This is a genomic window from Bacteroides sp. FSHCM14E1 (assembly GCF_019633785.1).
GTDB classification, from domain to species: Bacteria; Bacteroidota; Bacteroidia; order Bacteroidales; family Bacteroidaceae; genus Bacteroides; species Bacteroides hominis.
Genome location: NZ_JADKYL010000004.1, coordinates 306983 through 327790, shown reverse-complemented (window position 1 = coordinate 327790; position 20808 = coordinate 306983). Strand labels below are relative to the sequence as shown.

The window sequence follows — 20808 nt, the reverse complement described above, 5'->3', positions numbered from 1 at the left end:
GTTTTTATTTTTCAGAAAAAGATGCCCAGTGAACAAGCGGCATACTGGGCCGTTCCGCATTTTTTATAATATGCAGTCTGCCATTGAACAGACAAAGACAGGTTATACTGTTTCATGATAGGATAATCCCCTTGCAGACGAATCCCTACCATACTGTAGCTATCAGATAAATAGTCAATATTCGCCAACAAAGTCTGGGCGGACGACTTCGTGGCCTCCAATCCCGGTAAAGAATATTCAGCCGATAAATTGGCATAATATCCACCGTTAGCTTCTGCGGTCAATCGCAGCTGCCTCTTCTGATACTGCAAACGGGCACGCAAAGAACCCTCCAGAGCAGACAGGTGAACAAACCGGGATACGGCGTTGTAATCCGTCTCCAACCGATGGTAGATTATGTTTGGAACAATTGCTCCTCCCCATACACCTTTATCGGTCAAAAGCTTCTCCCACAAACCACTTACGGCAATCCTACTATTCGTGACCTTCATTCCCGGAGATGTGCTGATTAATGCTCCATAAGAGCTTCCGCCCGCCTCTCCGTAAATATTCTCCGTTCCTTTACGGACTGTATAGCCTGCATCCAGTTTCACTGCAAGATGTTCTGCCTGCTGAAGTTCCCGCATCCAAGTCACGTTCCCTTTCAAATCAGTCGTATTCAATTCCAGCAAAGTGAGATTATTGGCATTGCTCAATTTCTTGTCCATCGACATACGGTCAATTGAGACTGTGGCCGATATCCCCTTCTCCGTATCAGCCGGCAGAATGCCTATGCTTCCTCTCCACCGGGTGCCTTGATGCTTCGTTCCGGTCTGGTTTCCGGCAAAACGCACATAATCCATGCCCAATCCCAACATATGGTATACCGAAGTGGAACCTTTATCTGCAAGGAATGAAATCTCACTTTTCTGCTGATAAAGCCGGAAATCTGCAGAAACTCCCAAACGATATGTCCCCAGACGATATCCTGCTCCCAAAGCAAAAGAGAGATCGGAAGCTGTATTACGCGGACGCGGATCTTTATCCCGATAATTATGAGACGCCCTGTAACCACCGGTGATTCCCCACGTCCAGGAACCCGACTCACTGGCGTAACCTCCATTGAAATAATAAGTTTCTCCTTTCAGGAAACCGCCAATGGAATCACCGGTCACGTAAGGAGCGATCAGTTTCCAGTCTATATTTTCATTCCATAACACATTCTCCTGCTTCTCACTTCTGTATCCTGCTGAACCGAATACACGATCACGTTCCGAAAGAATGACGAAAGAGTTGACATCTACCCCGATACGGGTATCCTTATCACCTTCCTGTTTCAAAGATGCTTTTCCTTTATCATGATAAGCTCCATTTACGTCCAGCCTTGTCCATGTATACGGAGTATAGTAATAATAAAGTGCCGAATTCCGCCATACCTCACCACGAAATCCGGTCGCGAATGAAGCGGTACGGATTACCTTATCGGACAGGGAGAATGTGTCGGCAGTCTGCCCGAAGGCTTCCTGCCGACTCTCCACAAATAAAGCAATCAGCAACGTAATGATAATTCGGATTCGCATCATGAATAATAAAGATTTATATATCAATAGGATGGATTCAATTATTTGTTAAACAGGCTCGGAGTAGCCGCAGGTGTGAAATCAACGGTAGAGTTATTTGTATCCTGCAATACTTCCCGATCACCATCCTTATAGGCAGCTTTACGCATTACGCACTTTCCGATGTTTTCTGCAACGGTATTGTTCACACCGATATAAGTATGCCCCATATCCAACCCGGTAGAGGTAACATTCCACTGCCATTCATTGGAAGCACCTACATTTACAGCATCAATCACCCACTCATTGGGGAACTTATATTTGCTTTGCGGTTTACTGGCTGTTCCATTTTGCATGATATACGTATAGTTGTATGCATAGTCTGAAATATACTTTTCTTTAGTCATGCCTTTGGGTAATCTGCCGATAGCATAGGCGCGATTTCCCTGTTTATTCAACACCCAGATAGTTTTGGAATAACAATAATAAACATCCAGATTGGGAACAGCCGGATTATCCACATCTTGCTTCGATTCAATATACCACTCAAAATTGGCTTTACTTAAATCTATAGAATTCGGATTAGCCTCTTTATGATTGATCGCATTGTCACAAAGGATAAAGGACTCTCCCGGTTGTACCGGATAATCTGTTCCGCTGCCCGGCACCGCTACAACAGAGCCTACCGCAATAGCTTCATTCATAATATCCGGATCTACCGACTGATATTTCTGGGTAGTTTGGAATTGTGATTCCATAAATATCAATCCATCCGCATACAAAACTTTATCCGAGTTATTATAGATACGTACATACTGGTCGCCATTATATTGCTTGCCTGCTTCATTATAGGTTCCGGGAATAAATATCTCGGCAATCACAAAATCGGGGTCACCTGTATTGAGTACATGAACTTTCAGTTCCAACTTGTATGACCCTCCGGATACGGCCACACTCTGTTGCACTCCCTGTACATCGACTTCCACCGGAGTTCCATTCTGTGAGTAAGTTCCCTTACCAATGAAAGTTACATTATACAACCCGTCCGCCAATTCAATACTTTGAGCCGGATAGGCAATGTCTGTCTTGACAGATGTATTTACATTTTCAAAAGTATAGGTTCCACCGGTCAGTTGCAGACCCTCGATGGTTGTATCTACAGTAGTGGTAATACCTACAGTGGATATGCTCACTTTGTCATCATCACTACATGCGGTAAATCCCAGCATTGTCGCAAAAAGGATTGCGATTGTCAATTGATTCTTTTTCATCTTCATTTCTATTTTGTTTTATTATTCATTTACTAAAAAGTCAAGTTCATTTCCATACCGAAATAAGGCGATTCGGACGTTCTCCGTTGCAGTACGCCCCGTAACGTATAATCAGGATAAATACCCAAAAGCCGGTTTACATAAAAAGCCAGATTCAGATACTTACCGATCCGTTTACTCGCCTTCAGATTGATATCCATATAAAAAGGCACAGTAGTACGCTCAAAATAAGTGGCTGAATATTTCTCCACCAGATGCTGTAACTGAATATTGTTTTTATCTTCTTCGCGAAACGGATGCGTTTCACCGGATTGATCGATATAGCTTACCGGCACGCCGTTATTCCACAAGTTCCGTCTGTTGGTATACCAAGTGCATTGTGCCGACGTGGAGAAAGTAAGTCCCAAACGCTGTATATAGGTATCAAACATAAAGTTCGTATTGAATGCCTGGCTTTCTGTTCCGTTGTCCCCATTGTACAACCCCACATATTTCAACTGTTTGTTGTCCAACAATATAGAAGAGGCCTTATATTTGGGAGAGTCCGAATTATAAACTGTCTTTATCCAGGCTCCATACATAGTGACGCGGGTCTTGAGCGATTCGATTCGTTTGGAAGCGAACTGAAACTCCACTCCTTCTTTACGCACCTTCATTACATTGCCTTGTGTGGAATACACATCCAGATTATATTCATTTGCATAAGTCAACTGAGAAAGTTGGGGAGGAGCCGTCAAAGCTGAGCCGTCGATACTTGCAGGATCATATAGCTTATACGCCAATGATTTATAATAAGTGATATCATCAAAAGCATTGTTCATCCGTTCGCGGAAATAAGTCATCGACAGACGGTTTCCTTTATAGCTGACGTCGGCCCGCACTTCCCATTTCATGTTACGTGCCGGTTCCAACTGATAGTTTGTATTATCCCATTTATACGTCATCATATTGATACGGCGATAATCCGGGTTGGTATGGTAATAATTCAGCTGGATCAAGTCTACATACTTAAAATCCGGATATAGCTGTGCGGTGGTCGGCATACGGCTGATCCAGCCCAAACCTCCCGAAAAGGCAACATTCCATCCGTTTGATACCGGCAAACTCCATTGCAAGTCCAGACGGAGATCGGGATATATCTTACCCTGCATCTTATATTTAGTGTCCAGCCCCAATAAGGACTGCAAGCGGATACCGGCCGTAAAAGCCAATTTATGTCTATTTACAGGAAGATTCAACACCTCCTCGGCATAGAAGGCGAAAGGTTGCAGCCCCGGTATGTCCTTAAAACGGCGCGGACGTGTACTCAAACTTTCACTGATGGGCCGTGTCACATCGAATACCTGGCCTTCTCCCAAATTCTTCTGATAATTCCATTCCACCCCTATATTCATTGCATTTTGCAGCATCCCCAGTGGAAAAGCCAATTGCGTACGGGCAGAAGCCGTAACATATAAAGGTTTACCGTCAATTTCCATCTGCGCCACATAATTATAAGGCAGATAGATGCCATCAGATTCTCCGGTCTCTGTCTGAGTAGCAATAGCGGCCGGACGATTCAGAGACACAGATTTCGTTTCACGCATCTTCTCCCACTGCCAACTGACAGAAGTTGCCGCGCTAATCTCACGAATCCACGAATGGTTAGGGAATTTCAGGTTCCATTTTCCTGCCATCTTCAAACTACTGAAGTCTGATTTATAAGAGTCCTCCTTTACGGTTGCATCTTTATCCCGTTTCGCATCATCAAACGATCCGGTATAGTCGGTACTGATATTCCAATGAATATTACGTTCATTCCATAACCATTTTCCATCCAGACGGGTGGAGGCTGTGAGACGGGTATAGTTTTTCACGCTGTTGCGCGGATCTATTTTTGAATCCAGATAACTCAAATCGGCATTCAAAACATAACGTCCGTTCCCGTCCAACCGGAATCCTTTGCCCACTGAAAACAGTTTGCTGGTCTTATCAGCCTTGAAGCGTGCAGATAACGGACTTTCGCTGGTTTTACGCTGGATAATCACAGCGCCGTTTGCCACGTTACCATAAGCTACAGAGGGAATACCACGAATGATCTCCACCTTTTCAATATTATCAGTCGGAATGGTACGCATATCCAGTCCCTTTGACATCGTACTCGTCGCATTTACAGCAGAAGTGCTACTCGGCATATACTGCAGATTGGCATCCGTATTCTGAAAAATACCATCAATGTAAAATCCAACTCCCAATGAAGAGATATCTTCCGTATTACCCGTTTCACGTATACGAATCAGATTGGCCTGTCCCATCTGAGGATCAGCCGATTTTCCTCCGGGTATCAGTTCCATCAAATCACTGAAACTACTGGGTTGAAGATGTTTCATGGCAGTACGGTCGACTATGGAAGCACTGGTAGCACGCTTTGATTCGGAAGCAGTCACTACCACTTCGTTCAACGCCATGTTTGAGGGCTTTAAATGAAAGATTTCTGAAGTATTTCCAAGCACTTTAATCTCTTTTTCGGTAGAATCATACCCTAAATAAGATACGACGATCCGATAGGTCCCGGGCTTGATATGAAGAAGTTCAAAATGTCCGTTTGCATCTGTTATTCCGCCATAAGCAAACTGTTTCTCCACAAACAACTGAATGGTGGCATAATCCAATGCTTTATGAGTTTGTTCATCCAATACAGTACCCCGGAATACAAACGTCTGCCCCCACGCACGAGACACATTACAGCAAATTATAAATAAAAAAAGTATATATGCAATTTTACGAATCATCTCACCTTCTATTAGCTCGCAAAAGTACAATATACCCACAGCGGGGACAATACCAAAATTTAGGTATAATATTGTATCTATATGCAAACACAATACCTACATTTAGTTGTTTTACCTAATCTTTATCAATGTAAAATCACCTTTGATGAAATCTTTCTATTATAGGATTACCATTCTGACATTAACTATGACTCTTTTTTATTTACTGTCCTTATCTTCCTCCAAGCACGTTTATATATAGATAACATCCGATCAAATGCGGGACGTTCCTATTTCGGCTTACATCACAGGAAGCTTGATCCAATATATACCCCTATGAAATAACAATATATGAAACGCCCCTTAACAATATATGTAATCGGAATAACATATATTGTTAAGGGGCGTTTCGTGTATTCTACCCGACAGGTAGGATACAAAGTGTTTAAAGTCTGTTCAGGTGATTCTTACCTGTCGACCGCACACTCGGATTTCCTTTGTATGAAACTTCACCGCTTCCTTGAATATTAGTCACAAGTGTCTTTGTAGCTACACAGGTAATATCTCCGGAACCGTTGACACGGGCTGTTACATTCTCTGCATCCAACTTACGCGCATTAAGTTCTCCCGACCTGCTCAGCACCAGTGTGGCATCGCGGGTAGAACCGGACAGAGTCATATCACCCGAACCGGCCAATTGTGCAGCTACATTATTGGCACGGATACCCAATACATCCATATCACCCGATCCGCTCAATTTTGCCGTTACGGTCGATGTGGTATAAGCACTTCTTACTTTCAGATCACCTGATCCCTGAAGCATTGCACTGATTTCGCTCCCGGTAACACCGACAACATTCAAGTCACCCGAACCCTGCAAAGTCAGACTCACACTTTTAGCACGAATCTGTCCTTTCACATCAATATCTCCGGAACCTTTCAACAAAGCAGAAAAATCACCATTGCATGTTACATCTCCCGCAACGATGTCTCCCGAACCGGCCAATGATACCTCAAGTTCTTCTGCCTTCAGATTACCTAAATAGATATCGCCCGACCCCTGAAGGAAAGCACTTCTTAAAGACGGACTGGAAACCAGGACTTTCAGCCGTCCCGCTTTACCATAAGAAATATTAGTATGTGGCTTCATATTCACTATCAGCGTACTTCCTTCTACCCGGCATTCTATCAAATCGACCAGATTGTCCGATCCTGTAACCTGAACCTTGGTTCCTCCCGACGACTGTGTGTATTCAATGGTCGGACTTCCTTTCAGCTGAATCCGATCGAATCCCGACACTTTAACGTTCTTCGTTATGTATTTACCACTTGCCACAATCGCTCCTTGGGCACTTACCAACGTTGCCGACATCAACAAAGACAGAAAAAGAAATGCACTGATCCCTCTCTTACGAATTGTTTTCATATTCATTCTATTTTTTGATTATAGCTATTAGACGTAACAAGTATCCGGAACGTTGCACAGAAACCTGTATTTCTTGCAAAAAAACGGATGGTTGCTTTCCTTAATACAGTTCCAAACCGAACTCTTCCTTCAGTTGCAACAATGCGCTGTTCTTTTGTGCCATCATCTGGAACTTTTCCACACGGCTGACGGCACGTACATTCTCCGTCGCTTCGCTGACACGAACGGTCATTGTCACTTTGCGGTTCTTTAATGAACCACGCAAATATGCTTGTATGTTGGGAATCAGTGCCGTGAAATCTTTCGCAATGATTTCATTGTCTACCACCACCTCAAAAGTCGTATCATTGAGCAATGACAGACGCATGTTTTGCATACGCATGGCAATCGCTTTCTGTTCTATCGGCATACGTCCGGCGTATTCCTGCCAGTAATAATTCAAATCGCGCTCATTGAAGATGAAATCTTCTTCAATCTGCTGTGTCTGCGCCTGGACAGTATGGACCGCTCCCGATCCCTGCTGCTCTTCCTCCTTCTGAGGATGCTTGATGGAAAGTCCGAGACTGGATTTCTTCATCACAGGAATCTTCTTTTCTTCTTTAAACTGTGCCATCCGTACCGCATCGGGCATAGCTCCCGGTGGAGAAACCGCTCCGCCCGGACGTATGTTGACAGCCGGAGAGGCAGTAGCTTGCTGGGGCGCAACCTGCGGAGCAGCAGGTGCAGCGACATTCGTACTCTGAGATTGCGAAGCGGCAGGTGCTACCTGAGGCTGCTGTGCAGCGGCGGGTTGCGTGAAGACGGGTTTTATGGCTTGTTTAGGGCCACGCCCACCACTGCCGTCATCCCCCTCAACGGTAAGCTGAGCAACCTGTATCAAGGTCAGTTCCACCAACAGACGTTTATTTTTGCTGGCACGATAGTTCATATCACAATCATTGCAAAGTTTCATGGCCCGGTACAGGAACGGCAATGTGCACTTCTGTGCCTGCTCCTGATAACGTTGGCGGATACTGGCACCTACCTCAAGCAACTGGAGTGTAGCAGCATCTTTACTCACCAACAAATCACGGAAGTGTGATGAAAGTCCGGTGATGAAATGGCTACCGTCGAATCCTTTGTTCAGTACATCGTTGAACAATAGTAAAGCATCACTTACCTTATTTTCAAGGAAGCAGTCTGTCAGGCGGAAATAGTATTCATAATCCAGCACATTAAGATTCTCAATCACACTCTTGTAGGTGATATTACCTCCGGTGAAACTTACTACCTGATCGAAAATGGAAAGTGCATCACGCATACCTCCATCGGCTTTGAGCGCAATCACGTTCAAGGCTTCAGGTTCGGCCGTGATTCCTTCTTTCGATGCCACATAAGACAGATGATTCACGGTATCATCCACACTGATACGGTTAAAATCGTAAATCTGACAACGCGACAAAATGGTAGGAAGGATTTTATGCTTCTCCGTTGTAGCCAAAATGAAAATGGCATGGCGGGGAGGTTCTTCCAATGTCTTCAGGAAGGCGTTGAAAGCCGAGGCCGACAGCATGTGTACCTCGTCAATGATATACACTTTATACTTACCTATCTGTGGCGGAATACGCACCTGTTCCACCAGTTGGCGAATATCGTCTACCGAGTTGTTGGACGCCGCATCCAGTTCATGAATGTTGTACGAGCGTTGCTCGTTGAAAGCGACACACGACTCACATTCGTTGCAGGCTTCGCCATCTGCCGTAAGATTCATACAGTTGATGGTCTTGGCAAAGATACGTGCACAAGTAGTTTTACCCACTCCGCGCGGTCCGCAGAACAGATAAGCATGCGCCAGTTTCTGGGTGGCGATAGCATTTTTCAGTGTAGTGGTCAGTGCCCGTTGCCCCACGACCGACTCAAAGGTGGAAGGACGATACTTACGGGCGGATACGATATAGTTTTCCATATTCCGGATGATCTCTGTTTTTTGAGTTTGTGCAAATGTACGCAAAAAAGTGCAAGGAGAAAAAAGGAAGCGGAATAAGTTTTAGAGCGGAAATGCTACGTTTTAAGTTATTAGTTTTATCTTTGCATTTGGAATTAATGAGAAAATCATGGGCAAATTAATCACAATCTGGGAGTTTATAGGCAGACATAAATACTGGATCACCGTCCTGGCATTCGGAGTCATCATCGGCTTTTTGGACGAAAACAGTATGATCCGCCGCATCGGCTATGCACGCGAAATCAGCCGCTTGCAGGGAGAGATTGATAAATACCGCGCAGAGTATGAAGAAAACACGGAGCGCCTCAACGAGTTGAGCACCAATCCTGAAGCCATCGAACAGATAGCGCGCGAAAAATATCTGATGAAAAAGCCCAACGAAGACATTTACGTATTTGACGAGAACGAATGAAACAACTGATACCCGCACTTTTCGCCGTAGGCGCCGTGATGGCTCTCGTAGGAGCCGCCGTCTTTATCACCGGATGGGTGTATGCACCTTATATATATACCATCGGGGCAGGCTTTGTGGCATTGGCCCAGGTCAACACTCCGCTCCGGGCAAAAAACAAAACGCTCCGCCGCCTGCGCATTCAGCAGATATTCGGCGCACTGGCATTGATACTGACAGGTGCATTCATGTTCACCACACGCGGCAACGAATGGATTGCCTGCCTCACCATAGCAGCTATATTGGAACTTTATACAGCTTTTCGCATTCCGCAGGAAGAGGAGAAAGAGCTCTCTAAATAAAAAAGAGCTCCCCTTTTTCAAAGTTTCCTCTCTACCTTTCACGTGCATCAGCAATTGAAACCGAATGATACACTACTTTAAATGAATAACCATCGTAGTGTCCCGTTTGAGTTCAAAACAGCATTTTTCAAACGAAGGAGCTCCCAAGACTCCTTCCGCATCATTGCTGAACCCGAACTTTTCCAAAGGACGCCCGAATGCACCGGTATCCAACTTCCCGTTTTCATTTTCATCCTGAAAGAGGGAAATGGCATAAGTACCGGCAGGAATTCCCTTACAGGGTATCTCTATCGTCCGGTCCTTCACTCCTACTCGAAAACCGAAAACAGGCTTCTTCATAAAGGTCTGTTTGGAAGAGTAGATAGCCACGTAAACAGATCCGTCCACATGCTCCACGTCTTTGACAATCAATGTCAGATTCTGACCCGCTACGGACACACTCGTTAGTACTGCAAACAGCAAAATAATCATTGTCTTCATAATGGTAAATATTTAAAAATTAGAAACATCATAAGCTACTTTCTTACCTAAAGTGATATAAACTCCCAGATAGAAGAAACGGTCACTGGAAGCACGGACGGCCTGTCCGTTAATCCGTCCATATTCGTTTTTACGCCCCGTCAGATTAGTGGCAGAGGCATGTACGATAACCTTCTTACTCGCCAGCACAGTGATACCCAAATCGAGAGAATGGCAGGGTTTTACTTCATCATTCATCAACCCCGGCAGCTCCGGATTATGATAAGGACGCCCACTTGCCAACCGGTCGGTCACGCTGAAGATGGTTCGCAGACGGGGAACACTGTATTTCAGTACCAATGACACATTATGACGGGTAGCGTATTGCGGAACGGTCAGTTCAGTATATTCCCGGTATTTCCGTTTTGAAAGATTATAAGAATAGGACAAACGGTATTCAAAATTCTTCCATAGGGCATTGTCACAAAAATATAGGTCAATGCCTTTACTATGTCCGTATCCATCGGGAACCATACCTTGGGGAACAGACAATTCCAGCCTTTTATAATTTTTGTAATAAAACTCCGCTTTGTAAAATCGCCCGCTCTGTTCGTATTGGAGACTGAAGAGAGTCTGCCTACAGATATTAGAGGGCAAAGCAGTGTTTTTTATCAGGTATTTATTTTCCGGTAATTGAGTGTATTGTCCTGCCACAACCGAGATTGACAAACGATTCCACGCATAATTGACAGCAGCTCTGGGAGACCAGTTCATCCGCCGGTTCAATGAAACATACTCCGGACGGAAAGACAGTTCTGTTTTGAAGTGTTCCGACAGATAAAAAATGGACGAAAGAAATCCTGCACAGATCGTGGGGTACATACGGTTTTCATCATAGAGCAACTCAAACCGATAATAATCCCGATATGACCGGATAAAAGTTTCAACTCCCGCGTCCAGACGTAGCCAAGGAGTAAATTGCCGGAAGGACCTGACTTTCAAATGAAGTTCCTGCTGCCGCTCACTCCATGCATCCCCGCCTGTCACTGCACCTCCCACTCGCCGGTCATAAAAAGAATACGCAGCCCCGAAAAACCAATTCCAACCGGAAGCGGCACGTTTGCGGAAGGTAGTGTTCAGATAAACATTGTTTTCACCCAAACCGAAGAGATGACGGTCTGCATCTGCATAATTCGAAAAGGAAGTACGGTCATACCCTGCATATAATTTGAATACAGTCCTTTCATCCGGCGTGTACCGATATTGGGCAGCACCGGAAAACATACCGTATGGCTGCTTGAAATCAGTCCGGGAAGGATAAACCCGATAATAAGGTGACAGATTCTGATAATCGAGATTCAGCGAAAGTGAAGAGTGCCCGAAAACCCGCGTACCACCTCCTCCCAACCCGACGGTAGAAACATTCATTCCCAGTTTATTGACCGTACTATGGTCCTTGGTTTCCAGAGGAAGTACAGCAGACAAGGCCTCTCCATACTCCTGTGACTGTCCGCCGGAAGCCAGATTGACACCACTGAACATAAAAGTGGAATAGCGTCCTCGTGCAGGAGTATCCGCTCCGGTTGTAGTATAAGGATTCAACACATGCATGCCGTCTATATAGGTCTGTGTTTCGTTACTGCTCCCGCCACGCACCAGCAGACGACCGCTTTCACCCTGAATTTGAGCCCCCGGAAGGGTTTGCAAAGCCCGATATAAATCTCCGTTAGCTCCTCCTACCGTTACCAGATCGACCGGTCGCAAATCGCTCCAGCGGCTGTTAGCCCTGGGAGTTTTATGTGCTTTGACGACTACCTCGTCCAACAATATACTATCACCTAAAGTCGTGAAAAAAATGGTATCCGTAGTTACGTTTTGGGCTACGAGTGAAACCGGGAGAAGCATCAAGCTTCCAATCACTGTTACATAGAATCTCTTCATTGTGGTCTGTTTGCTAACATTTTCACCGGCAAACATAAAGGATCGGTTCCAAGCAAAAAAATATCCGGGACAGACAGCCCGGATATGTGACAAGCAGCTCGTCCTATGTGACGAACTGCATCTTTTTGTGACCAACGGTTATTTGCCGACTATAGTTTCCATCAGCTCTTTAACCTGTTTGGAATAGGCCCGTGATACAGGTATCTCTTCCGGACAACCTTCCAAAAGCAAACGGTAGCCCTGTGAGTTTCCACTAACCTTTACCACCTTACGGAGATTGACCAAAAAAGCACGGTGGCACTTCACCACCAACGGAGACCCACCGGTTACTTCCTCCGCCTGCTTCATGGTCGTCCGCAACAGACACTGCATATTTCTGCCTCCTTTCTGATAGTTCACCCGGATATAGTTTCCATCGGACTCTATATACAACAAGTCCTTAGAGTCCAATTCCAAAGATTCCCTGGTACCGCCCTGGAACGAAAGCAAAGAAACTATTTCAGTTGTTTCTATAGATTCCGTCGCAGATACTGGCCGCTGTAAATGGAGGTTCATCTCCGTCGCTTCCTCTAAATGGATAGCCAACAACCTGTTTTGATTCAATAAAATGAAAAGTACTGTAGGGAAAAGTCCGATAACCAAAGTGAACAATGCAAAAACACAAAAGACATCCCAACGCAGCCCCCAGCCAAAAACAAATGTTGAATAAAGCCAGTTACCGACAGCAATAAATAAGATTACCATCAACAGATTGACTATCTGTTTCCATACAGTCCACCCCTCTTCTTTGTAAAACTCCGGAAACAGACAGGCAAAAAGATACACGGGGATGCTCAGAAATACTGCTGTCACACCCATAAAGCCCAAAAGTATCCAAAACTTATGCCCCTCAATGCCCGATATTCCGAAAGGCTGTAAAACCAGTAATATAAGGAATACGACCAACGAAGAAATCAATACCACCTTCCATCTTTGATACACAACCGGATAAGGACTTTGCAGGTATCTTCGTATTTTTTCACTCCAATGATTTCTCATTTGTATTCTGTTTTTCACTCTTGTTGCAAAATAATATAAAATATCGAACGGACAGCTATAAATCGAGAGATAATCTTAAAGACAAAAAGAGGCAATCCTCTTCAGAATTGCCTCTCCTATTTCATAATATGATAAACCGGATTTTACTTCTTACCCACAGGAGCATATCTTGCGTTAAGTCCGTCTACAATTTCTTTTGTGATGTTCAGTGTGCTGTCGGCATACAACAGATTATCAAAACTGGTATTGCTGATAATCAGGTTATAACCTTTAGTCTTATTGTATTCTTTCAGGAAAGCATTGATAGAGTCACGCAGAATCTGGCTGTTTTTAGCATTTTCAGATGCCATTTCGGTAGCCAGTTTGTTTTGCAATGCCTGCAAATCCTGCTCCAATTTACCTAAGCGTGCATATTCCTGTTGTGCTCTTTCCTGAGAAATAAAAGCATTGCTTTCATATTTTTTCTGGAATTCCTGCTGTGATTTACGCAGTTCGTTAGCTTTTTGATTTAATACCATACGGCTGTTCTCTTCCTTACTGATCATATCAGCATTCAGATCTTTGCAGAAATTATATTGAGACAACAATGTATCTACTTCTACATAAGCGATTTTCAGACCAGAAGTGCCATTTGCATTTCCGGAAGCAGCGGGAGCAGCATTGTCGGCTTTACCAGCGCATTGTGAAAAAAGAAAGAGGAATGCAAGAGCAGCAAATCCGTTAATGAGGTAATTCATTCTCTTCATACTTGTAAAATATAGTTTTTTAATTAATTAGTTCATACTATCGTTTAAGGTTTTCTCAATTTCATCAATAGAAAAGCGCCGTTTCTTTTGTGCTTCCCGATCTTGAGACTGTGCACAACTTATGCCTCTCTCCCTTAACGCTTTATTGCCGCTGACGTGCCCGTTGGGAAATTTTCCGCCTTTTGTAAAGAAGACTTTTATGCCTAATAAACCAAGGCAAATAGCAACTATTAACAGAGTTATCAGTATTGTATAGAGCATTTCTATTAATTTTGTGGGTGCAAATATAGACTTTTGTACTGACTAAGCCTCCTTTTTTACCATAAAAAAAGAGAAACGGGTTCAAAATTCGCAAGCAAATTAACCATATTTAGCAATAAGGGGTTAAAATTGAATTTTTAATTCCATAAAAAGAAAAGAGAATGGAAAAATCAGAACTGAAACCGGCCGGCGTATTTCACTTCTTCAACGAAATCTGCCAGGTGCCCCGTCCTTCAAAGAAGGAAGAAAAGATAATCGCTTATTTAAAAGCGTTCGGAGAAAAATATAATTTAGAGACAAAAGTGGACGAAGCCGGTAATGTACTTATCAAGAAGCCGGCTACTCCGGGTAAAGAAAACCTGAAGACAGTGATCTTGCAATCACACGTAGACATGGTGTGCGAAAAGAATAACGATACGGAGCATGACTTCCTGACCGACCCTATCGAAACGGAGATTGACGGGGAATGGATGAAGGCAAAAGGAACAACTCTGGGGGCTGACAACGGTATCGGTGTAGCTACTGAGTTAGCCATTCTGGCCGACGACAGCATTGAGCACGGTCCTCTCGAATGTCTGTTCACTGTAGATGAAGAGACAGGTCTGACCGGTGCTTTTGCCCTGAAAGAGGGGTTCATGAACGGGGAAATCCTATTAAACCTCGACTCGGAAGATGAAGGTGAACTTTTCATCGGTTGTGCAGGTGGTATCGACTCGGTTGCCCAATTCAAATACGAAACGGTGATGACACCCATCAGCCACCTTTGCTTCCATATCACCGTGAAAGGTCTGAAAGGCGGGCATTCCGGTGGAGATATCCATCTGGGACGCGGCAATGCCAACAAGATTCTGAATCGCTTCCTGTACTTGATGCAGAATACTTATCAGGAAGACTTCTTCCTCTTCGAATTCAACGGAGGTAACCTGCGAAATGCCATTCCGCGTGAAGCTTCAGCTGTATTCTCCGTACCGGAACATTATAAGCACGATGTGCGCACAGCCTTGAATGTCTTTATTGCAGAAATAGAAGACGAACTTCATAAGATAGAACCGGATCTGAGTATTCTTCTTGAAACGGAACCTCGTCGTGACTGGGCTATCGACCCAAGTACAGCCTATCGCCTGATCACTTCGTTGTATGCCTGCCCGCACGGAGTTTATGCCATGAGCCATGACATCCCGGGTCTGGTGGAAACATCGACCAATCTGGCATCTGTCAAGATGAAACCGGAAAATACTATCCGTATCGAAACCAGCCAGCGCAGTTCCATTCTTTCTTCACGCGACGATGTAGCCAACACTGTACGTGCAGTATTTACTTTGGCAGGCGCGCAAGTGACTTGGGGTGACGGATATCCCGGATGGAAACCCAATCCGGACTCGGAAATCCTGAAAGTAGCTGAAGAGTCATATAAACGTCTGTTCGGTGTAGATGCCAAAGTGAAAGCAATTCACGCCGGACTGGAATGTGGTTTATTCCTTGATAAATATCCTGCATTGGACATGATTTCCTTCGGTCCTACATTGACAGGAGTCCACTCTCCGGACGAACGGATGCATATTCCTTCAGTAGATAAATTCTGGAAGCATCTGTTGGATGTATTGGCACATATTCCGGCAAAGAACTAAATCAATTTCACCACAGAGGACACAAAGAAGAATTCACTTGATAATTCTAAAATTAAAAATCTGTGTGCTCTGTGGTGAATCAAAACGAGAACTAAAATCTATGCTCCGTCTTTTCTTTTTATTGCTGATTTCCTCCACTTCACTTTTTCTTTCTGCACAAAATCAGCCTCCTTTTCGTGTCGTCTTTTGGAATACCGAAAACTTCTTCGATACCCGGCACGATTCACTCAAAAATGACAGGGAGTTTCTGCCCCATTCGCTCCGGCATTGGGGCTATAGCCGATATAAAAAGAAGATAGATAATGTGGCCCGCACTCTTGCAGCAGTCGGAGAATGGAACTTTCCGGTATTGATAGGATTGTGTGAAGTGGAAAATGATACGGTTATGCGCGATCTCACGCTTTATTCTCCACTTAAGGAGGCAGATTATCGTTATGTGATGACACACTCTCCTGACCAGCGCGGTATCGACGTAGCACTGCTTTACCAACGCGACCGGTTCAAACTCCTTACCTGTTCTTCCATCCCTGTCGGCAATTTTGAGAATCATCGTCCGACAAGGGATATCCTGCACGTCAGCGGATTATTGCTGACAGGTGATACACTGGATGTATTAGTGGCACATCTACCCTCCCGCTCGGGCGGAGCACGTCAATCAGAACCTTATCGCCTTTTTGCGGCACAAAAACTGAAAAATGCGGCAGACAGCCTAATGTGTGTCCGCCGTTCTGCCAAATTGATTATTATGGGAGATTTTAATGATTATCCCACTGACAAATCTGTAAAACAAGTCCTGAAAGCCCTTTCTCCCGAAGAGAATCCTGACCATAAACAACTGTACCACTTACTGGCGCGAAAAGCCAAGAACCGTAACTTCGGTTCCTATAAATATCAGGGTGAATGGGGATTGCTGGATCACCTGATTGTATCCGGTACACTGCTTGATACTTCCGGTACACTTTTTACCGAAGAAAAAAAGGCAAGCGTGCTGCGTTTGCCTTTCCTTCTGATAAAAGATGAAAAATACGGAGGCATGCAGCCTTTCCGCACCTACATCGGAATGAAATACCAGGGAGGATACAGTGATCACTTACCTGTATATACCGATTTCGAAACCAATCAATCCGAATATTGATATACCTTCAGTTCAAACTTGGGTACCATAGCAAAAAAATGATCGAAAATATCGGATTGGATACGTTCATATTCTTTCCAAACCTTGTTACGGGAAAAGAAATAAATCTGAATAGGTACCCCGTATTCAGTAGCTTCCTTCTGGCTGATAATCAGGTCGAGATCCTGATTTACCACAGGCAAACTGCAAAGATAACGTTCTACGTATACCCTGAATACTTGCGAATTTGTAGGCACCACTCCTTCCTCCGGCTGATAGTCTGCCAACAGAGGTATCTCTTTGCGAAAGGTATCAAGCATTTCGGGGGTGCAGAACTTCAAAGTTGTCAGATCAAGAAAAATGCTCTTCATCACCCGCCGTCCCCCGGATTCCGTCATTCCCCGCCAGTTCTGGAACGAACCGTTTACCAAAGAATAGGGAGGAACGGTAGAAATAGTATTATCGAAATTCTGAATCTTAACGGTATTCAATGTAATCTCTTCCACAATGCCGTTTGCATTGGTTGAAGGGATGGTCACCCAGTCACCGGGACGTATCATATCGTTGGCAGACAACTGAATACCTGCCACAAACCCCAGAATGCTATCTTTAAAGACCAACATCAGAATAGCGGCAGAAGCCCCCAACCCGGCGAACAGCGTAGCAGGAGATTTATCGACAATTATGGAGACAATCACAATGCCGCCAATAAAGAAAACAAGAACTTGTAATACCTGAATAAAGCCTTTCATCGGACGATTCTTCAACTTTTCTTTTCCATTGAGTATATCCAGCAACATCAACAGACTGCTGTTGAGAGCCAGTAACAAGGCAAAGATCATATAGATAACACAAATTTTCTGCGAAACCAGCAACAAAGTCTTTCCGTGTACAAATGCCATAGGCAAAAGCATATACATCAGAATACCCGGCAGAATATGGATCAGGTGGTGAATCACTTTATGTTTGACCATCAATGTATCCCATTTATAAGGAGTCCGCCGTGCCAGACGCTTTATTCCACCCACAAAAATGGCCTGGCAAAGATAATCCAGTCCGACCGCAATAAAAATCATCAGGATGGCAATAATCGTTTCATCAAAGGTATTCGCTATTTTCGGGTCCACTCCCCAACCTATAAGGATCTTATTCATCCAACTTCCTAAATCTATCATAACTATCGTCTTTATTTTAACATGTTCATTTTATCAAAATAACACCTGAATGGGCTTTAGGTTTAGCCCAAATAAAAAAGGCTGTATTGAAAAACGGTATTTTCAATACAGCCAGCTTCATCTGTTACCAGAAATCCTTATCCATTTACCTTTTTATAATCTTCCAGAAATTTCTTCAGCCCGGCATCTGTCAGCGGATGATTCAGCAGCCCCTTAATGGCACTCAACGGGCAAGTCGCCACATCGGCACCGGCTTCCACACATTCCATTATATGCTTGGTGCTACGGATGGAGGCCGCCAACACCTGAGTAGGATAATTGTAGAAACGGTACATCCGCACAATATCGGCAACCAGTCCGACACCATCTTCACAAATGTCATCCAGGCGTCCTACGAAAGGAGAAACATACGTAGCTCCCGCTTTGGCAGCCAGCAAAGCCTGACCGGCAGAAAAGACCAGCGTACAGTTGGTGCGAATGCCCTGTTCGGAAAAGTGCTTGATGGCTTTGATGCCGTCGGCAATGCAGGGCACCTTCACCACAATGTGGGGATTGAGGGCTGCCAGCTCTTTTCCTTCCCGAATCATTCCTTCGTAATCAGTAGCGATCACTTCGGCACTGACATCGCCTTGCACGATGTTACATATCTCCACGTAATGCTTCCGCTGGTTCCCGACTCCTTTTATCCCCTCTTTAGCCATCAGAGAAGGATTAGTCGTTACTCCGTCCAAGACTCCCAAATCGTGTGCTTCCCGGATTTGCTCCAAGTTAGCCGTATCAATAAAGAATTTCATACCTAATAGTGTTTAATATCTTATATTCAAACAGATAACCCGGAGCAGTTGTTCAATAGAACGACTTACTTCTGCAAACGGATACCGATTTCGTTCAAAGCGACCTTTGCCGGAGTAGCGTCCGGTGTAGTGGCATCGAGTTTGATGTAGCGGGCACTGACCTTGTTGCCGAACGAAACGGTCTGCGGAACAGGGTTATGCATAATGTTGCTGAACTCCCCGGTAGTCGGCACTTCTTTCCAGTCTTCACCATTGGTACTTACATAGAATTTATAACGGAAAGCCATTGTCGGCTTCGCTTCCGCATTGGCAGGAGCATATACGAAACCTGCCATCTCTACGGCTTTTCCAAGATCAATCACCAACGGAGAGGCAGTCACTTGTTTCCATGCAGCACGAGGCAGATCGTTCCAATTTTCTTTCGCAGACGCCTCTTCCAACGGATGGGCATAGTAGGCAGCCACTTCGCTGATATTAGCCGTCAGACGGCAAGCATCAATCTTCACTCTCAGTTGAGTGGCTTCGATAGCCGGAATACGTATCAGACGTTTATAACCCACGGTAGTACCTTTGGCTATCTCCTTCCATCCTCCGGCAGTCAGTGCCTCGACAGTAAAAGTTTCTGTACGCTGTCCTTTCGAGATATCCTCACGTAGCATCACCACGTTGATTTCCGATTTCAGTTTCAGCTGATAGGTATGGGTATCACCCGGTTTGGCAGCCCATGGTTTCAATCCGCCTTTCACACGGTTATCGGCAAAAATTTCTTTGCGATAGTCGGCAAACTCTTTCAGACGGTTAACGTCGGCATCGCTGATGCGTCCGCGCCGATCGGGAGGGATATTGAGCAGCAACACTGAGTTGTAACCCACAGATTTGAAATAAATATCGGTCAGATGCTTGAGGCTCTTCACCTTACCGTCCTCCTGCTGATGATAAAACCATCCCGGACGGATCGATACATCCACCTCGGAAGGATACCAGAAGAGTTCCCTGGCATTAACCAACATGTCGCGTCCGCCCAAATCTTTGGAAGTCGCTTTCACACCTAACGCTTTGTTTTGCTCTTCACAACGGGCATAAGTGCCCGGAGTCAATACGGTGGCACTCCACTCCGTTTCACGTCCCAGTCCGCGTTCGTTGCCTACCCATCGTACATCGTCACCCATAATGGCAGTCACTGCATGGGGTTGAAGACGACGGATGGTAGAGAGGATGGCGGTCCAGTCATATTCCTGTTTCTTTCCGTTGGGACCTTCACCATTGGCTCCGTCGAACCAGACTTCGTGTACTTCACCATAATTGGTAAGCAGTTCAGTCAGCTGTTCGATAAAGAATTCGTTGTATTTCGGAGAATCCCCATAACAAGATGCATTCCGATCCCAGGGAGAGAGGTAAACACCGAACTTGATACCGTATTTATCACAGGCATCACGGAGTTCACGCACCACATCACCCTTTCCGCCTTTCCAAGGAGAAGAGGCCACGGAGTGGTTAGTAGTCCTGGTAGGCCACAGGCAAAATCCATCATGATGCTTGGCAGTCAGGATAGCCATCTTGAAACCCGCCTCTTTGAGTGAACGCACCCATTGTTCCGCATCAAGTTCGGAGGGATTGAAGAGTGCGGGATCCTCTTTTCCGTCTCCCCACTCACGCCCGGTAAAAGTATTGATACCAAAATGAAGGAAAGCAGTCAGTTCCATCTGTTGCCACGCCAGCTGTTGCGGAGTAGGTACAAGACGCGCTGCCATATCGACTTTCTGCTCAAGGGTAGCACCTTGCGGAAATTCCACGTGCTTCATATAGTAGTCGTCTTTTTTTTGGGCCTGTCCGGCTGTACAGATAGCTGCAAGCAGAACCGTCGATAAAATAAGTTTCTTCATAAATCTATTGTTTTAAGTTTGATTCACCACAGAGTAACACAGAGTCT

At 44.8% G+C, this 20808-nt stretch carries 17 protein-coding genes; 4 read left to right on the top strand and 13 right to left on the bottom strand.

From position 1 onward, the window contains the following. Window positions 1-11 precede the first annotated feature (11 nt). The 5 genes from ISX59_RS08975 to ISX59_RS08955 all read right to left on the bottom strand — a co-directional run bounded on the left by ISX59_RS08975 (window position 12) and on the right by ISX59_RS08955 (window position 8930). Window positions 12-1562 (bottom strand): DUF6850 family outer membrane beta-barrel protein, encoded by a 1551-nt coding sequence (locus ISX59_RS08975; RefSeq protein ID WP_220575831.1) that lies wholly within the window; start codon window positions 1560-1562, stop codon window positions 12-14. A gap of 38 nt (window positions 1563-1600) precedes the next feature. After that, window positions 1601-2815, bottom strand: coding sequence for a DUF4876 domain-containing protein (locus tag ISX59_RS08970; RefSeq protein WP_032540096.1), 1215 nt, complete (start codon window positions 2813-2815; stop codon window positions 1601-1603). Between the two features lie 26 nt (window positions 2816-2841). Next, entirely contained in the window at window positions 2842-5580 is a 2739-nt protein-coding gene (locus tag ISX59_RS08965) for a carboxypeptidase-like regulatory domain-containing protein (RefSeq protein ID WP_032538010.1), read from the bottom strand. Window positions 5581-6004: 424 nt separating this feature from the next. After that, window positions 6005-6985: a head GIN domain-containing protein gene (locus tag ISX59_RS08960; RefSeq protein WP_032531706.1), complete on the bottom strand. Its 981-nt coding sequence runs from the start codon at window positions 6983-6985 to the stop codon at window positions 6005-6007. A gap of 100 nt (window positions 6986-7085) precedes the next feature. After that, window positions 7086-8930, bottom strand: coding sequence for a DNA polymerase III subunit gamma/tau (locus ISX59_RS08955; protein WP_032531692.1), 1845 nt, complete (start codon window positions 8928-8930; stop codon window positions 7086-7088). Between the two features lie 148 nt (window positions 8931-9078). Between ISX59_RS08955 and ISX59_RS08950 the strand changes: the two genes are divergently transcribed. Both ISX59_RS08950 and ISX59_RS08945 read left to right on the top strand, forming a co-directional pair. Further along, entirely contained in the window at window positions 9079-9381 is a 303-nt protein-coding gene (locus tag ISX59_RS08950) for a septum formation initiator family protein (RefSeq protein ID WP_005807565.1), read from the top strand. Next, window positions 9378-9722 carry a hypothetical protein gene (locus tag ISX59_RS08945; RefSeq protein WP_032540097.1) on the top strand — a complete coding sequence of 115 codons (345 nt, stop codon included), beginning with the start codon at window positions 9378-9380 and terminating at the stop codon, window positions 9720-9722. The genes ISX59_RS08950 and ISX59_RS08945 overlap by 4 nt, the downstream gene beginning before the upstream one ends. Before the next feature lie 72 nt (window positions 9723-9794). Here the strand turns inward: ISX59_RS08945 and ISX59_RS08940 are convergent, their stop codons facing one another. The 5 genes from ISX59_RS08940 to ISX59_RS08920 all read right to left on the bottom strand — a co-directional run bounded on the left by ISX59_RS08940 (window position 9795) and on the right by ISX59_RS08920 (window position 14167). Continuing rightward, a complete protein-coding gene (locus ISX59_RS08940) occupies window positions 9795-10202 on the bottom strand; it encodes a DUF2141 domain-containing protein (RefSeq protein ID WP_032540098.1) in 408 nt (135 codons plus the stop codon). A gap of 12 nt (window positions 10203-10214) precedes the next feature. Beyond that, the gene (locus ISX59_RS08935) at window positions 10215-12158 is read right to left on the bottom strand and encodes a TonB-dependent siderophore receptor (RefSeq protein WP_032540099.1); all 1944 of its coding nucleotides are present in this window, start codon (window positions 12156-12158) and stop codon (window positions 10215-10217) included. 102 nt (window positions 12159-12260) lie between these two features. After that, a complete protein-coding gene (locus ISX59_RS08930) occupies window positions 12261-13160 on the bottom strand; it encodes a LytTR family DNA-binding domain-containing protein (protein WP_032540100.1) in 900 nt (299 codons plus the stop codon). A 143-nt stretch (window positions 13161-13303) separates the two neighbouring features. Beyond that, the gene (locus ISX59_RS08925) at window positions 13304-13906 is read right to left on the bottom strand and encodes an OmpH family outer membrane protein (protein WP_022011999.1); all 603 of its coding nucleotides are present in this window, start codon (window positions 13904-13906) and stop codon (window positions 13304-13306) included. A 27-nt stretch (window positions 13907-13933) separates the two neighbouring features. Then, on the bottom strand, window positions 13934-14167 hold the full coding sequence (locus ISX59_RS08920; RefSeq protein ID WP_005807575.1) for a hypothetical protein: 234 nt from the start codon (window positions 14165-14167) through the stop codon (window positions 13934-13936). Between the two features lie 161 nt (window positions 14168-14328). On the opposite strand from ISX59_RS08920, the gene ISX59_RS08915 reads away from it, so the two are divergent. Both ISX59_RS08915 and ISX59_RS08910 read left to right on the top strand, forming a co-directional pair. After that, entirely contained in the window at window positions 14329-15795 is a 1467-nt protein-coding gene (locus ISX59_RS08915; protein WP_005780526.1) for an aminoacyl-histidine dipeptidase, read from the top strand. Between the two features lie 100 nt (window positions 15796-15895). Continuing rightward, the gene (locus ISX59_RS08910; RefSeq protein ID WP_032531690.1) at window positions 15896-16930 is read left to right on the top strand and encodes an endonuclease/exonuclease/phosphatase family protein; all 1035 of its coding nucleotides are present in this window, start codon (window positions 15896-15898) and stop codon (window positions 16928-16930) included. Here the strand turns inward: ISX59_RS08910 and ISX59_RS08905 are convergent. The 3 genes from ISX59_RS08905 to ISX59_RS08895 form a co-directional block, all read right to left on the bottom strand. After that, entirely contained in the window at window positions 16915-18084 is a 1170-nt protein-coding gene (locus tag ISX59_RS08905) for a mechanosensitive ion channel family protein (RefSeq protein WP_005780530.1), read from the bottom strand. The genes ISX59_RS08910 and ISX59_RS08905 overlap by 16 nt on opposite strands. A 137-nt stretch (window positions 18085-18221) precedes the next feature. Then, on the bottom strand, window positions 18222-18878 hold the full coding sequence (gene fsa, locus ISX59_RS08900) for a fructose-6-phosphate aldolase (RefSeq protein WP_005780531.1): 657 nt from the start codon (window positions 18876-18878) through the stop codon (window positions 18222-18224). A 65-nt stretch (window positions 18879-18943) separates the two neighbouring features. Continuing rightward, entirely contained in the window at window positions 18944-20761 is a 1818-nt protein-coding gene (locus tag ISX59_RS08895) for an alpha-L-fucosidase (RefSeq protein ID WP_220575830.1), read from the bottom strand. Window positions 20762-20808 lie beyond the last annotated feature (47 nt).

Coding starts and splice junctions, on each gene's coding strand:
- ISX59_RS08930 (WP_032540100.1), bottom strand. CDS start 13,160: ATGAGAAATCATTGGAGTGAAAAAATACGAAGATACCTGCAAAGTCCT.
- ISX59_RS08910 (WP_032531690.1), top strand. CDS start 15,896: ATGCTCCGTCTTTTCTTTTTATTGCTGATTTCCTCCACTTCACTTTTT.
- ISX59_RS08915 (WP_005780526.1), top strand. CDS start 14,329: ATGGAAAAATCAGAACTGAAACCGGCCGGCGTATTTCACTTCTTCAAC.
- ISX59_RS08965 (WP_032538010.1), bottom strand. CDS start 5,580: ATGATTCGTAAAATTGCATATATACTTTTTTTATTTATAATTTGCTGT.
- ISX59_RS08925 (WP_022011999.1), bottom strand. CDS start 13,906: ATGAAGAGAATGAATTACCTCATTAACGGATTTGCTGCTCTTGCATTC.
- ISX59_RS08920 (WP_005807575.1), bottom strand. CDS start 14,167: ATGCTCTATACAATACTGATAACTCTGTTAATAGTTGCTATTTGCCTT.
- ISX59_RS08945 (WP_032540097.1), top strand. CDS start 9,378: ATGAAACAACTGATACCCGCACTTTTCGCCGTAGGCGCCGTGATGGCT.
- ISX59_RS08940 (WP_032540098.1), bottom strand. CDS start 10,202: ATGAAGACAATGATTATTTTGCTGTTTGCAGTACTAACGAGTGTGTCC.
- ISX59_RS08955 (WP_032531692.1), bottom strand. CDS start 8,930: ATGGAAAACTATATCGTATCCGCCCGTAAGTATCGTCCTTCCACCTTT.
- ISX59_RS08960 (WP_032531706.1), bottom strand. CDS start 6,985: ATGAAAACAATTCGTAAGAGAGGGATCAGTGCATTTCTTTTTCTGTCT.
- fsa (WP_005780531.1), bottom strand. CDS start 18,878: ATGAAATTCTTTATTGATACGGCTAACTTGGAGCAAATCCGGGAAGCA.
- ISX59_RS08905 (WP_005780530.1), bottom strand. CDS start 18,084: ATGATAGATTTAGGAAGTTGGATGAATAAGATCCTTATAGGTTGGGGA.
- ISX59_RS08895 (WP_220575830.1), bottom strand. CDS start 20,761: ATGAAGAAACTTATTTTATCGACGGTTCTGCTTGCAGCTATCTGTACA.
- ISX59_RS08935 (WP_032540099.1), bottom strand. CDS start 12,158: ATGTTTGCCGGTGAAAATGTTAGCAAACAGACCACAATGAAGAGATTC.
- ISX59_RS08950 (WP_005807565.1), top strand. CDS start 9,079: ATGGGCAAATTAATCACAATCTGGGAGTTTATAGGCAGACATAAATAC.
- ISX59_RS08975 (WP_220575831.1), bottom strand. CDS start 1,562: ATGATGCGAATCCGAATTATCATTACGTTGCTGATTGCTTTATTTGTG.
- ISX59_RS08970 (WP_032540096.1), bottom strand. CDS start 2,815: ATGAAGATGAAAAAGAATCAATTGACAATCGCAATCCTTTTTGCGACA.